Below are 14,102 nucleotides of genomic sequence, written 5' to 3'. Positions count from 1 at the left end.
CAGAAATCCTAAAAATAATTATCCCAATAAGACATTGTGTTGCTAATTTTTTCAAAACAGAGTGAAATAGTCAACATAAATTATCACTATTTGATAATTTTTAATTTTAATTTAGAATAATCCCAATAAAAGTAATTCATTTTCTCAGGATAGTGGTTAATTTATTGATCTCGAATGATCAAATTTAAAAGTCCATTCACGACCTTGCGCTTTTCTGCTATAAAGCAATAAAAGTTCGGTTTTCACGTTATTTTTTAAGGAGTAGACAACTCATCATGGCAATTTCGAGTTTTGGTAAAATTCTCACCGTGCTGGATTTATTTTCAGTTTCACGTCCGATTATCAATGTCGATATCATTTGTGATGAGCTGAGCCTATCCAAACCAACAGCCTATCGTTATCTAAAAGAACTCGTTTCTGCCGATATGCTCAAACGAATCAGCGGTACTTCTGGCGACTATACGCTTGGCTCTAAAATTGCGGTTTTAGACTATATTTCGCATAGTACCGATCCTCTGGTTCAGATCAGCATTCCCTTTATGCGAGATATCGTAGAACGTACTGAACTGTGCTGTTTGCTGACCTATTTAAATCATGATTATTGTATCGACCTGCATCATGAAACCTTTAAAGATGCAGAACTCCTTTCTTTTGGACGGGGCTGTCCACGACCCGTCTATGTCGGCGCCTCCCCTAAAATCGTCATTGCACATTTAACCAAACAACGTATTCAAGGCTATTATCAGCAGTTTTCGAAAGAATTGGCTCAAGTCGGATTTGCACAGACTGAAGATGAGTTCATTCAACACATGCGGAGAATTAAAAAGCAAAGTTTCTACTTGTCACAAGGTGAGATTGATCCTCAGCTTTGCAGCTTGTCAGTTCCTATCCGATTTTCAAATAAAGAAGCTCCAATTGCACTGACTTTAGTCGCCTCGAAGAATCGTTTTGATTTCATCAACATTCAAAAGTTAATTGAAATTTTGCAAAATAATGCAACTCAAATCGAGCATAAATTTGCAACGCTTTCAGAAATTCAAAACAATCAAAACTGAGAATATTAAAAAACATTTACATTTTTCACTGTTGTAAATTTCAATAAATTCTCATATGATGATTATGTTCTTCAGCATACTCTCCCAAAAGAGCATGACTTTCCTCAGAGAACTAAGCTCATTTTTGTGATGGGCTTTTTTCTTGTCTGATTTTTTTATAGCACAATAAAAAAGCCCTCTCAATAGAAGGCCTTTTCTGTCAAATATATAGAGCTATCAGGGTTGTTTTAAGTACGGCCAAGCGGCTTTAAGGTAAATAAACATCGACCAAAGCGTGAGTATCACCGCAGCGTAAAGCAAGGCATAAGCCCAAATTTCCAAAGGCTTCCAGTTCAACAAGAACACACTAATGGCGATCATTTGAAATGCTGTTTTATATTTCCCCACTGTCGAGACTGCCACATTTGTACGCGCTCCCAACTCTGCCATCCACTCACGCAATGCAGAAACAGTAATTTCACGAGAAATAATCACAATCGCAGCGAAAGCCATTGAAATGGTCGGCTGCCATTGCACCAATACAATCAGTGCTGCGGCCACCATTAACTTATCCGCAACAGGGTCAAGAAAGCGACCAAAAGCAGATGTCTGGTTTAAAGTTCTCGCCAAATAGCCATCAAACCAATCGGTTACTGCAGCAATAATAAATATTGCAGTCAGTACCATATGGCGCATCATTCCCCCATGATGCTCAGCAATCCCGATTGCTGGTGGCCAATAAGCAATCACCAAAAATACAGGGATAAAGGCAATACGTGCCAAAGTTAAAATATTAGGAATGTTCAGGATCTGCCCTGTGCTCATAAACACCGCCATGTTGTTCGCATCAAATATGCATACTGCACAAAGGATGTGCTGAGATTGTATTCATGTGTCAGCAACTTTATACGAAATGCACCGTAGTGTCGACTAGGCAAAAACCACAACTGTCTGTCTAAGCACCGCAATTAACTGGTTTTTACGATCCCAAACATACGCATATTCAGTTGAATAACCATGTTCTGCATATTCAGTCACAACTTTATATTTAAACCAATCCTGAACCTGATCTGAAATGGGATTCAAATAGGTAATTTGCCACGTGAGTGAACTTGCAGGAGCTGGCATCTTAAACATTGGTAAAACACCCGGTGGCCACACATCCATCAGTACAAATAAATCGGCTAATTGCATCTCACGATTCGGATGGAAGTTGGGGGCAAAGCGGCTCCATCCACCAAAGTCTGGCACTTTACTGCCTGCCATTGGGTAACTGCCCTCTGCCCAGCAAAGTTCAAATTGTTGTAAACACTCAGGCATTAACCCTTCAAGATAGAAGGTCTTATCTAGCTGCTCAGGTGTTGGATAATCTGGAACCTGCGGCAAATTCTGTACATGAATACGCGAATCACGTTGTGTACCAAAACTGGCAATTAAAATACTTTGAACCGCATCATCCTGCCATAACCTAACTTCCAGTGTGGTAACAGATTTCCCTTCACGTAATATTTCAGCACTGAGTCTCGCTCGCCCTTCCTGTACCGGCCCGATAAAAGTGATATTACAGCTGAGTAATTGTTTTTCCGCATCATCAACAGCATCAAGGGCTTTCTGGATCAATAATCCTGCAACCAAACCACCAAACACGGTACGACCTTGTAGCCAACCCGATGGAATATCAATCCATTCCTGTTGTTCAACCTGCTGATATAACGGAAGCAATGACATTGTTTTTCCTTGATCCTCAAAACATCCCTATCTTTGAATGTTTTTAGTCATTTGTGAATGATCTTTGATACAACAGTATTGGGAAGTTTTGGTCAATCGGTCAAATTACTCATGCAAGATTTTATAAATCGTTCTCGCCATAACCTCTCCTAAACCAGGAACGAGCATTAACTCTTTTTCCGATGCTCTGAGTACGCCTTGTATCCCACCAAAATGGGTCAAAAGATCTCGTCTACGTTTCGGCCCTAAACCAGGAATCGCCTCTAATACAGAGCTGCTCCGACGTTTATCCCGCTTTGCTCGGTGCTTGGTAATTGCAAAACGGTGCGCTTCATCCCGTACCTGTTGAATGAGGTGTAGCGCTTTGTGATCTTCTGGAAGTTGAATCTTGGTGCCATCGGTAAAATGTAGCGTTTCCAAACCGGGCTTACGTCCTTCACCTTTGGAAACCCCGATCATAAATGCATCCAACTCTAGTTCCTGCATCACCTCCATCGCCATATGCAGTTGTCCTTTACCGCCATCGATAAGCAGCAGGTCAGGCAACATATTCTTTTTATAACGGCGTGTCAGGGCTTGTCGCATTGCTGCATAATCATCGCCCCCAGTAATGTCTTGAATGGCAAATTGACGATAATCGCGCTTTCTCGCCCCGCCTTGATCAAAGACCACACAAGATGCAATCGGCGCTTCGCCCATGGTATGACTGATATCAAAACATTCGATCCGATCAATTGGACGCCCCACCACCTGTTCAAGCTGATGAAAGCGCTCATTGAGTTCTAGATGGTTACTGAGTTTGCCTTTAATGGCATGTTGCACATTCATTTGTGCCAACTCTAACCACTCTGCACGGGTCTCACGCACTTTATGCTTGATCTGGACCTTTTTATTAAAAGTTTGCTGTAAAGCTTCTTCCAATTGTGGTTTGTCAGGCACATCAATATTGACAATCAACTCTGTCGGAACCTCATCGGCCACTTGGAAATAGAAGTTTGCGATAAAGTCACTGAGCATCTGCCCCAAATCATCGCCCAACATATCTGGGAAATAGCTTTTTCCACCCAGCATCCGCCCATTACGTACATACATAATTTGGACGCACGTCACCCCAGCTTGGTAGGCAATCGCCAGGATATCGGCTTCACCTTTGATTTTAAAAACAGCTTGTTGTGCCTGAACTTCACGCAGCAAAGCCAAGCGATCGCGATAGAAAACAGCTTTTTCAAATTCCAGTGCTTCAGCCGCCTGCTCCATTTTTCCAATCAGCTCTTGATTCAGCTCTTTGGTATCACCCTGCAGAAAACGGATGGAGTTATCAACATCTTCTTTATATTCTTCTGGACTGATCAGGCCTACGCAAGGTGCGGTACAACGTTTGATCTGATATTGCAGACAAGGGCGTTTTCGTTGCGAGAAGTAGCTATTTTCACATTGGCGCACATTAAACAGTTTTTGTAAGACTAAGAGCGTATCACGCGCACTATAGGCACTTGGATAGGGCCCAAAAAACTTGCCAATCTGATGCTTGCCTTTGCCACGTCCACTGGCAATACGCGGATAGGGTTTATCTGATGAGACAAAAATATAGACATAAGATTTATCGTCGCGCAACATGATGTTGTAGGTTGGGCGATGCAGCTTAATCAGATTCTGTTCAAGTAATAAGGCTTCGGTTTCGGAACGTACCACCAAGCTTTCAATATCATAAATACGAGAAACTAAGGCCTGTGTTTTAGGATGCTCAATGGTCTTAACAAAATAGCTCGATACACGATTTTTTAAATTTTTAGCTTTGCCCACATACAGTAACTCTCCATCCTTACCGAGCATTTTATAAACGCCAGGTAACTGAGTCATGTGAGCAAGTATTTTTTCAATGTGTTCTCGAGCGTTTGGATTCACGACAGGCTTTCATAATCAAGATTAAGTTGATGATGTAGCCTGTATCAATGAATTTCAAGCCTCATGCTGTGAAATCCATCCATTGAGTCAATCTAACCGATGCCAAATTAAAACACTTTACTTAAAACATTATCAACACTCTTAAAAGCAGACTCATTAAAGAAATCACAGACCAGCTCATTTGTTGGGGAAATTGGATTAACTTCTCTGGTTGTATGGAAAAAACCCCAATGCTCTTTCCCTTGATAGTGAACTCTCGTATCAGCTAAGTTAAACTCAGCATTAGATTCAAAAACTGTCCAAGCTGCATTTTGCCAAATCCCTTGATTTTGAACATTATTACTTGTGCTAACATGTTCAAGATTTTGTGTCGGATAAGATTCAATATAATCTTGAGTACTCAACTGAACTTGTTTTTGCCAACATATTGCACCCGAAGAAAACTTATCTTGCGTGGGCAATAGCAATGCCTGAATAATCTCTAAAGTGCTATCACTAAAAAAAGATGAGGCTGATGCTTGCTTCAGAAAATAACGCATATAATCTGATACGTTTAAGCCTGATAAATCAATTTTTTTGAGCTGATAAGTGAGTTTAAATGTTGCTTTCTGGTCTAAATTATAAGGTTCGTATTCTAAAACAGTATCATTAAATGTTGCTTTACGACCTATAATATAATCACCCGTTGTATTCTGTGGTGGAAATATGGTTGATATTCCATCTTTGGTTATGAAGTTACGTAACGCTTCTGTTTGCAATGCTGGCGTTTCAGTATAACTCACTAAAAGATCACTATTTTTATTAACTTGATAGAATTTCTTGGTTAACTTATTGGAAGAGTTTTTCGTAGCAAGATCATAACTATAAAATCCCTCATTTTTACCAGTACCGAAACTATCATCATTCTCATCCGTACATGCCACTAAACTTAAAACAGCGATACCTATCAATAATTGTTTTTTCATTATGTATTCTCATGACTACAAATTGAGCTAATTATCTTATTTTATATCATTTGATACAACCAGACTCAGATTACAGACATGCTTGCACAGTGAAAAAAGCCCTAAAATCTCTTAGATTTCAGGGCGAAATATATAAAAATTAGATATTAAAATTCGATCTTGGCTTAAAACACATACGGGCGAATAAAAATAAGGAAAAACAAACCAAGCATGATGAACCACTTCAAGAAGTAATATAGTGAACGATTCGATGCTTTGAGTGCTTTGGCTTTAATACGAATTTGGTAAATATAACCAAACGCTTTATTTAACCCGCCTGTTTGATCTCCCGCTTCATTGGGTGAACTCGCAGCCGTCATCACACTTTTACCAAACCAGTGATTAAACTTCTCCATAAAGCGTGTTTTTAATGGACGTTCTACATCTGCGAAGAAAATAATACGGTTTTGGTCTGTCGTGTTTTCCGCATAATGGATATAAGTTTCATCAAACACGACACTTTCACCATCACGCCAAGAATAACGCTCGCCATCGACATCGATAAAGCAACGATCATCATTCGGCGTAATTAAACCTAAATGGTAACGCAATGAACCTGCATATGGATCACGGTGACGAACCAAACGGCTATCAGGTGCCAATTCAGTAAACATTGCCGCTTTAATCGTTGGCAAAGTCTTGAGCAATGCTGTGGTTTTTGGGCAAAGCTCAGCTGCCGATGGATGTGCAGAGTCATACCATTTCAAATAGAAACGTTTCCAGCCTGTTTTAAAGAATGAGTTAAAGCCCAAGTCATCATAGCTACTCGATGCTTTAATCCCACCTTTGTCATACAAGGCTTTTGCTTCATCACGAATCATTTCCCAATTTTCATCTAGAACTTTTAAGTCCTGAAAATGTTGGGTGTCGATATACGGTTGATTCGGCACTTTAGAAAACATGTACATCAAAAAGTTAATGGGTGCGAGAATCGTAGAATGGTCAAAAAATTGACGATAAAACGAATGCTTCACTTTCCCACGACGCTGAATATACAGTGCAGAAATGATAAAAATCGCTAATATGATCCACTTAACCATAGACTATTGCTTTAGCTTCAAAAAAATCACAACTATTTTAACACCGTATTTATTGATTCAAACAAGAATTGCATAATTTAAATTGATCGACAGGTATGCAGTGCTCCTCATACCTGTCTAAATAGAACTTATTTTTTAACTTTGCTTAAAACGCTATCCACAGATTTTGCTGCTTCCGCATTGTAATAATTACATTGGCTGCGCATTTTTGCTTCTACAGACGCCATAAATTGATCTTCCTTTGCCTTCCCTAAAGGAACAACGACACTTTTGAACCACTCTGCGCCCCTAAATTGTTTTTTCAAGTCTTCTACGAACTCATCTGTATTCCATTCTGGTTTTTGCGGATATGTGTGGTAGACCTTACCCTGATATTCAAGCGCGAACTGATAATATTCAGGTGCTGATGGATCATCATTATGCTCTAAGAGTGAACCTATTCTAATTTTTCCCCATACCTCTACATTTGGTACTGTTTGCTTAGTATTGCCAGCATCAAATACTGTATCAGCCCAATCCTGTAAGACTCTAGCATCAGGAACTTCAAATTCAGTATTCGGTTCAAACTCGAAGAAAAATTGATTAGAGCTAAATGCTTGTGTCTGTATGCACTTTGCCCCTTTTGGAAATTTATCAGAGATCTTCACCAATTGGCTTGATACTGCACCCAGCTCAGGCGAGCTTCCGTTATTCACTTCAAACTCGTACATAGTGATCAGTACTGGAGCAAACTGATCAACGATTCTTACCCCCTGAAGATCAATTTCCCTCATCTTCTGAGTAAATTTCAAATCGTTAAAACCAGCTTGGTTATAGGGTGAAGTGACCCATGTTGTTGAATTCATTGAATGGATAAAACTATTACGAATGCCTCGATCTGCACGATAGCTTTGTTCTGTTTCGGGAACGAATAAACCATTCGTTTCAGTTACGTAGTGATTAAAAAAGATAGGATTTTTTGTTTTCTCAAGCAAAATTCCCTTCTCAATATTCCACTCTGACTTATCAAAATCTAACTTTTCTTGTTCATAATCAATATCAACTGTATAGCTAAATAATTTAGCTTCTCCGTTCGGGAACAGCTCAGCCTTAACTTCATTTGAATTAGAAGATGAATTATTGCCAGACGATGAGCTATTACCAGAGGAAGAAGAACCACCTCCGCCCCCACATGCACTCAACATTACTGAAATTATTGATAAAGCTAGAAATTTATTTTTTAACATAATTTTACTTTCCAGAACATTTTTATAACACAAAGATTATCTAAGAATAAAAAAAAGACAAGCCTTTCTGTCTAATACTTTTAAATTGTCCTAAACTATTTAATAAATCTTTTTTCTCTGTTATCAATTCGTGTAATTAGAACTGAAAACCTTGCTGTATCAACCTAATAAAAATCAATACTCACCACTCAAATCAGCCTCTTCGCCATCAGGCGATAATTATCCCCATCAAAAAGCGCAGACAAAAGTACCCACAAACCCAAAAAGCTAAATATTTTCATAAAGATAGAGTAAGAAATAGATATAGCCAAACAATTGATGACCCTAGCGTCACGGCTTGATACAACTTGTTATGTCCTTTTTGGATATAGTTATCGTAAGATTAGCGAAGCTTTTTTGTGTGCTTAAGCGCACACACGCTTTATGACATCCACTCAGAATCCTCCACAACAAGGGAGATCAGGCATGATCCACGCTGGCAATGCCATTACCGTCCAAATGCTTGCGGACGGAATTGCAGAATTCCGCTTTGACTTACAAGGTGAGTCGGTTAATAAATTTAACCGTGCAACCATCGAAGACTTCCAAGCAGCGATTGCTGCAGTGAAAGCCAATAACGATATTAAAGGCTTAGTTGTTACTTCTGGCAAATCAACCTTCATCGTTGGTGCTGATATCACTGAATTTGGCGATAACTTCGCTGCGGGTGAGCAAGCGATTGTTGATTGGCTTATGCCTGTACATGATGTCTTCAATAGCTTTGAAGATTTAGATCTACCTAAAGTTGCTGCAATCAATGGTACAGCGCTTGGTGGTGGTTTTGAAATGTGCTTGGTTTGTGACTATCGTGTGATGTCAGAACAAGCGCAAGTTGGCTTACCAGAAATCAAACTCGGTATCTATCCTGGTTTTGGTGGTAGCGTACGTTTAAGCCGTGTAATTGGTATCGACAATGCCGTTGAATGGATGGCAATGGCGAATCCTAAAAAACCAGCTGCTGCACTGAAAGATGGTGCGGTAGATGCGGTTGTTGCTGCTGACAAACTTCAAGAAGCTGCTGTTGATTTAGTTAAACAGGCACTTGCTGGTCGTTTGAACTGGAAAGCAAAGCGTCAAGAAAAATTAGATGCGATTAAATTGAACCCGCTTGAACAAATGATGGCGTTCAATACGGCGAAAGGTGCGGTCCTTGCGAAAGCAAATCCTGCACAATACCCTGCTCCAAAGTTATTGCTTGATTCTTTACAAGCAGGCGCAAGCTTAACACGTGATGATGCATTAAAAGCGGAAGCACAAGGTTTTGCTAAAGCGGCAATTACACCACAAGCGGGTGCATTGATTGGTTTATTCATCAATGATCAAGTGGTGAAGAAAACTGCGAAAAAATATGAGAAAGGTGCTCATCCTGTTAACCAAGCAGCTGTATTAGGTGCTGGTATCATGGGTGGTGGTATTGCTTACCAAGCGGCAAGCAAAGGCACACCAATCATCATGAAAGACATTGGTAACCCACAACTTGCATTGGGTATGACGGAAGCAAATGGCTTACTGACCAAGCAAGTTGAACGCAAGAAAATGAAACCTGCACAAATGGGTGAAACACTTGCTCGCATCCGTCCAACTTTAAGCTATGACGAGTTTAAAGAAGTGGATATCGTGATCGAAGCCGTGACTGAAAATCCAAAAGTGAAAGAAATCGTTCTTGCTGATACTGAAAAACATGTTCGTGAAAACACGATCATTGCATCTAACACCTCTACGATTTCAATTACTCGTTTGGCGAAAGCATTACAACGTCCTGAAAACTTCGTTGGTATGCACTTCTTCAACCCAGTACACATGATGCCGCTGGTTGAAGTGATTCGTGGTGAAAAGACTTCTGAAGAAGCAATCGCAACAACTGTAGTTCTTGCTCAAAAAATGGGTAAAACACCAATCGTTGTTAACGACTGCCCAGGTTTCTTGGTTAACCGTGTATTGTTCCCTTATTTCGGTGCATTCGACCTTCTTGTAAAAGACGGTGCGGATTTCCAACAAGTGGACAATGTGATGGCGAAATTCGGCTGGCCTATGGGTCCTGCATACTTGATCGATGTTGTTGGTATCGATACCGGTGTTCATGGCGCAGAAGTGATGGCTGAAGGTTTCCCTGACCGTATGAAGCCAGACTACAAAGGTTCGATCGAAGCGATGTATGAAGCAAAACGTCTTGGTCAAAAAAATGACGTTGGTTTCTACAAATACGTGTTAGACAAGAAAGGTAAGAAAGCGAAAACTGTTGATCCAACAGCATACGAAATCATTGCACCGTTCGTGACTGGTGAAAAACGCGAGTTTGATAGCCAAGAAATCATTGACCGTATGATGCTTGCTTTCTGTAACGAAACAGTTCGTTGCTTAGAAGACAACATCGTTGCAACTGCTTCTGAAGCAGATATGGCAATGATCATGGGTGTAGGTTTCCCTCCATTCCGTGGTGGTCCATGCCGTTACATCGACCAAACAGGTGTTGCTGAATACGTTGCGCTTTGCGACAAATATGCACACTTAGGTAAGGCTTATGAAGCGCCACAAATGTTGCGTGACATGGCTGCTAACAACACAAAATTCTACGGTTAAGGAGCGACGTGAATGGCTACTTTAAATCCACGTGACGTTGTGATTGTTGATGGCGTTCGTTCTGCCATGGGCAAATCACGTAACGGTATGTTCCGCAATGTACGTGCCGACAGTTTATCTGCTGAATTAGTACGTGCACTTGTTGCTCGTAACCAGTTTGATACCAATGAAGTTGAAGATGTAATCTGGGGCTGTGTAAACCAAACTTTAGAGCAAGGTATGAACATTGCTCGTAACATTGGTTTATTGGCTGACATTCCAAAAACTGCTGGCGGCCAAACGGTAAACCGTCTTTGTGGTTCATCTATGCAAGCAATCCACACGGCTGCTGCACAGATTGCAACCAACCAAGGTGATGTGTTCATTATCGGCGGTGTTGAGCATATGGGCCACGTAGGTATGATGCACGGCATCGATCTCAACCCTGAAGCATCTAAACACTATGCGAAAGCATCTAACATGATGGGCTTAACCGCTGAAATGTTAGGTCGCATGAATGGTATCTCTCGTGAAGAACAAGATGCATTCGGTGTTGAATCTCACCGTCGTGCTTGGGCTGCAACTCAAGAAGGTCGTTTTAAAAACGAAATCGTTGGTGTTGAAGGTCATGATGCCAATGGCTTCAAAATCCTTTGCGACATCGACGAAGTAATTCGTGCTGATGCCAACCTTGAAGCATTCAAAGCATTGAAACCAGTTTTCGATCCTAAAGGTGGTTCAGTAACAGCAGCAACTTCTTCTGCTCTTTCTGACGGCGCATCTGCAATGTTGCTTATGTCTGCTGAACGTGCTCAAGCATTGGGTTTAAAACCACGTGCCGTGATTCGCTCAATGGCAATTGCAGGTTGTGATGCTGCAATCATGGGTTATGGTCCAGTACCTGCAACTCAAAAAGCGCTTAAACGTGCTGGTTTAACGATGGCGGATATCCAGACTATCGAATTAAACGAAGCATTTGCTGCTCAAGGCTTATCAGTGATGAAAGGTCTAGGCGTTTATGACAAACAAGACATCATCAACTTGAATGGTGGTGCGATTGCATTGGGTCACCCATTGGGCTGTTCTGGTGCGCGTATCACAACAACATTGTTGAACGTGATGGAACAACAAGATACACAAATCGGTCTTGCGACGATGTGTATCGGTCTTGGTCAAGGTATCGCGACTATTATCGAACGTGTTTAATCGACACTGAGATAAAAAAATCCCCGCTAAATGCGGGGATTTTTATTTTAAGTGAAAAGATAGAAAGACTAACGTGGAATCAAATTATTTTGAGAACCATTGAGTGCATCTCTATACTGTTGTTGTAATCTCAAAATATCATCAACATTAACTTTAATTGTTCCATCCCGAATCCCATCAACACTATTCCGATTAATATTAAGTGGCTCTAGGATTTTAAATAGCCCATTGGTTGGATCAGAGGATTGAAAGCCTGCTGCAACCGCTAAAATATATTGCTGCAGCATAGGCGAAAGCTGAGACATATCTGGCTGTGCCTGCATCGGTTGATAGTTCACGATCATTGGGCTTTCACTTACACCAGCATTCTGCATATCATTGTGAATTTTATAGACACGATGTTGCAGTGATTGACGGACTTGCTTATCTTCCTGATAAGGCACAAATCCCACTTCTTCACGCAATTCAGATTCAGCCATAACACGAATGGTCGGTAATGAAGTAACTGCTGCTTCATTCGCATAGGCCATCGGCAAACCTGTAAAAGCCAATGCAGTGATCAGGACGGATCGTTTTAGAAAATTCATCTCTTGCTCCAAACATCCCTCATCCATAAGAAGATTGAGTTAAATAAAAGTGTCTATTTAATAGGCTACAACAAAGTGATGTTTGATTCAGTATGGGTCAGATAAACGGTAAAGATCATGCAAATCTGGATTCAGACTAAAGGATATTTTACCAGTCAGACAAATTTAAGCATGTAGTTCCTATTCCCTAGATTTTTGTTTATAGTCATTTTCTCATCCAATCAGTTCTAAAAAGAAAGAATGAATTTTAAAACATTGAATCATAAAATATTTATTTGTTGTTTATTATCTGGCTTAGTTTTTACAGGCTGTTCAAGTAACCGAGTCATTGGTGAAACCACACGGGATTTATACACAAAATATGAATCTGGTCATGAATGGACAACATTAATCGAAGATGAAGTGATTGCCTTTGGTAAACCATCCATTCCCCTACCAAATGAACCGACCAATAGCATTATCATTGCAGGGAAACAATATAGCTATGTGATCAACAAAGGGGGAGCCGAATTCATTGCACTCATCAGCCAGCTCAATCCAGCGTATATTCATATCAGTCGTGATTTAAATTTTATCGCCCCAGCTCCTGATAGCAATCGTTTTAGAGGTCAATTTAGATTTGCTTATACGCCACCAAATGGAAATCTCAGTGAAAAAGAGCAAGCACTATTTAAGCAATATGGTATAGCGCCTTGTCACTGTATCGACAAGCAGAATCCTCATACCTTTGAATTAAGCCTTGAAGGTATTGTTTATCCTGCGGTGAGTAACCTTAAATCACTACAGCCACTCTCCAAGCCTTATCGAGTTAAAATTCAATACCTTCACTATAAAAGTGGCAAAGTTCAGTTATCGACTAAAGAAAAACTAGCTAATTTACCTCTACTACCCTTTACTTTAACCCTTGATGCAATTGCGCTACCCGCAAAAGTTCTAGGTATTATTTATCAGCCCTAAAATGATCAATCCTCAGCATAAAATGATGACAACCTTAAATCCAATCTAAGGCACAGATCTAAGCTTTCAAATAAAAGGAACACATGGATGTTTACATCACAAACAAAGACAGTAATTGCACTAGCAACGATAGCCGTACTCTCTACAGGTTGTGCCACCTCAACCCTGATCAAGAAAGACAATCGAAGTTATACTCGAACCACAAAAGTAACTTTGGTTGAAGACAATGTCGTCGCTTTTGGCCGACCTGCGCAAAATGCTACAAACTTGCCTAAAGACAGCATCGTGATTGCAGGCCAACAGAAAAGTTATATCCTCACTCAGGGCGGGACTCAGTTCGTTACGCTAATCAGTAAGCTTGATCCTAAAAATATTCAAATCACCCGTGATCTCAATTTCTATTCAGAAAAAAATGATGGTCATTTTTCAGGGACTTTGCCGCTTTCTTATGTGAAATTGAAAGAAGACTTAAGCAAGAAAGACCTTGAGTTTTTTATTGAAAATGGCGCAAAAGAATGTTCGTCCTCAAGTGATGAGCGTATGCAAGCTCAACGCTTCTGTTTTGACATTAAATTGGCAGGTGTGGTCTATCCAGCAGCCAATAATCTCAGCTCGTTAAAGGCATTAAGCAAAGCCTATCAAGTCACCATCTATACCAACAAAGAAGAAAGCTATAAATCCAAATCGGGCTTGAATCCCTTAGAAAAACTGGTGCTGCTACCTTTTGCAGTCGCAATTGATGTCGTCAGCCTCCCTTTCCAAGCTGCGGACAAGATTTTTGATTAATCTGAAAAAAGACTTTTCTAACAAGATGATG

12 protein-coding genes are annotated in these 14,102 nt (G+C 40.3%); 5 read left to right on the top strand and 7 right to left on the bottom strand.

Annotated elements, in window-relative coordinates; translation table 11 throughout:
- Positions 1-275 precede the first annotated feature (275 nt).
- A complete protein-coding gene (locus F887_RS16060; RefSeq protein WP_005291405.1) occupies positions 276-1,055 on the top strand; it encodes an IclR family transcriptional regulator in 780 nt (259 codons plus the stop codon).
- A 216-nt stretch (positions 1,056-1,271) separates the two neighbouring features.
- Here F887_RS16060 and pgsA read toward each other — a convergent pair whose 3' ends face one another.
- The 6 genes from pgsA to F887_RS16090 form a co-directional block, all read right to left on the bottom strand.
- Entirely contained in the window at positions 1,272-1,859 is a 588-nt protein-coding gene (gene pgsA / locus F887_RS16065) for a CDP-diacylglycerol--glycerol-3-phosphate 3-phosphatidyltransferase (protein ID WP_005154866.1), read from the bottom strand.
- Positions 1,860-1,964: 105 nt separating this feature from the next.
- Complete coding sequence (locus F887_RS16070) at positions 1,965-2,762, bottom strand: thioesterase family protein (RefSeq protein ID WP_005291403.1); 798 nt, start codon at positions 2,760-2,762, stop codon at positions 1,965-1,967.
- Positions 2,763-2,867: 105 nt separating this feature from the next.
- Positions 2,868-4,667: an excinuclease ABC subunit UvrC gene (gene uvrC / locus F887_RS16075; RefSeq protein WP_032862719.1), complete on the bottom strand. Its 1,800-nt coding sequence runs from the start codon at positions 4,665-4,667 to the stop codon at positions 2,868-2,870.
- Between the two features lie 107 nt (positions 4,668-4,774).
- Positions 4,775-5,632 (bottom strand): hypothetical protein, encoded by an 858-nt coding sequence (locus F887_RS16080; protein WP_005291400.1) that lies wholly within the window; start codon positions 5,630-5,632, stop codon positions 4,775-4,777.
- A 164-nt stretch (positions 5,633-5,796) separates the two neighbouring features.
- Positions 5,797-6,711: a lipid A hydroxylase LpxO gene (lpxO, locus tag F887_RS16085; RefSeq protein WP_005291398.1), complete on the bottom strand. Its 915-nt coding sequence runs from the start codon at positions 6,709-6,711 to the stop codon at positions 5,797-5,799.
- A gap of 128 nt (positions 6,712-6,839) precedes the next feature.
- The gene (locus F887_RS16090; RefSeq protein WP_005291396.1) at positions 6,840-7,937 is read right to left on the bottom strand and encodes a hypothetical protein; all 1,098 of its coding nucleotides are present in this window, start codon (positions 7,935-7,937) and stop codon (positions 6,840-6,842) included.
- A gap of 465 nt (positions 7,938-8,402) precedes the next feature.
- Between F887_RS16090 and fadB the strand changes: the two genes are divergently transcribed.
- Positions 8,403-10,556 carry a fatty acid oxidation complex subunit alpha FadB gene (gene fadB, locus F887_RS16095; protein ID WP_005291394.1) on the top strand — a complete coding sequence of 718 codons (2,154 nt, stop codon included), beginning with the start codon at positions 8,403-8,405 and terminating at the stop codon, positions 10,554-10,556.
- 12 nt (positions 10,557-10,568) lie between these two features.
- Positions 10,569-11,741 carry an acetyl-CoA C-acyltransferase FadA gene (gene fadA, locus F887_RS16100; protein WP_004802276.1) on the top strand — a complete coding sequence of 391 codons (1,173 nt, stop codon included), beginning with the start codon at positions 10,569-10,571 and terminating at the stop codon, positions 11,739-11,741.
- Between the two features lie 68 nt (positions 11,742-11,809).
- On the opposite strand, the gene F887_RS16105 is transcribed toward fadA, so the two are convergent.
- Positions 11,810-12,328: a hypothetical protein gene (locus F887_RS16105; protein ID WP_005291392.1), complete on the bottom strand. Its 519-nt coding sequence runs from the start codon at positions 12,326-12,328 to the stop codon at positions 11,810-11,812.
- A gap of 240 nt (positions 12,329-12,568) precedes the next feature.
- Here F887_RS16105 and F887_RS16110 point away from each other — a divergent pair, with 240 nt between their 5' ends.
- Positions 12,569-13,285, top strand: coding sequence for a hypothetical protein (locus tag F887_RS16110; RefSeq protein WP_005291390.1), 717 nt, complete (start codon positions 12,569-12,571; stop codon positions 13,283-13,285).
- An 87-nt stretch (positions 13,286-13,372) separates the two neighbouring features.
- Complete coding sequence (locus F887_RS16115; RefSeq protein WP_005291388.1) at positions 13,373-14,071, top strand: YidX family protein; 699 nt, start codon at positions 13,373-13,375, stop codon at positions 14,069-14,071.
- The last annotated feature ends 31 nt before the right edge of the window (positions 14,072-14,102 follow it).

Origin of the sequence: Acinetobacter sp. NIPH 2100 (assembly GCF_000369805.1) — a bacterium.
GTDB lineage: Bacteria > Pseudomonadota > Gammaproteobacteria > Pseudomonadales > Moraxellaceae > Acinetobacter.
Note: the sequence above shows the minus strand (reverse complement) of the source record. Positions and strands in the feature narration are given on the sequence as shown.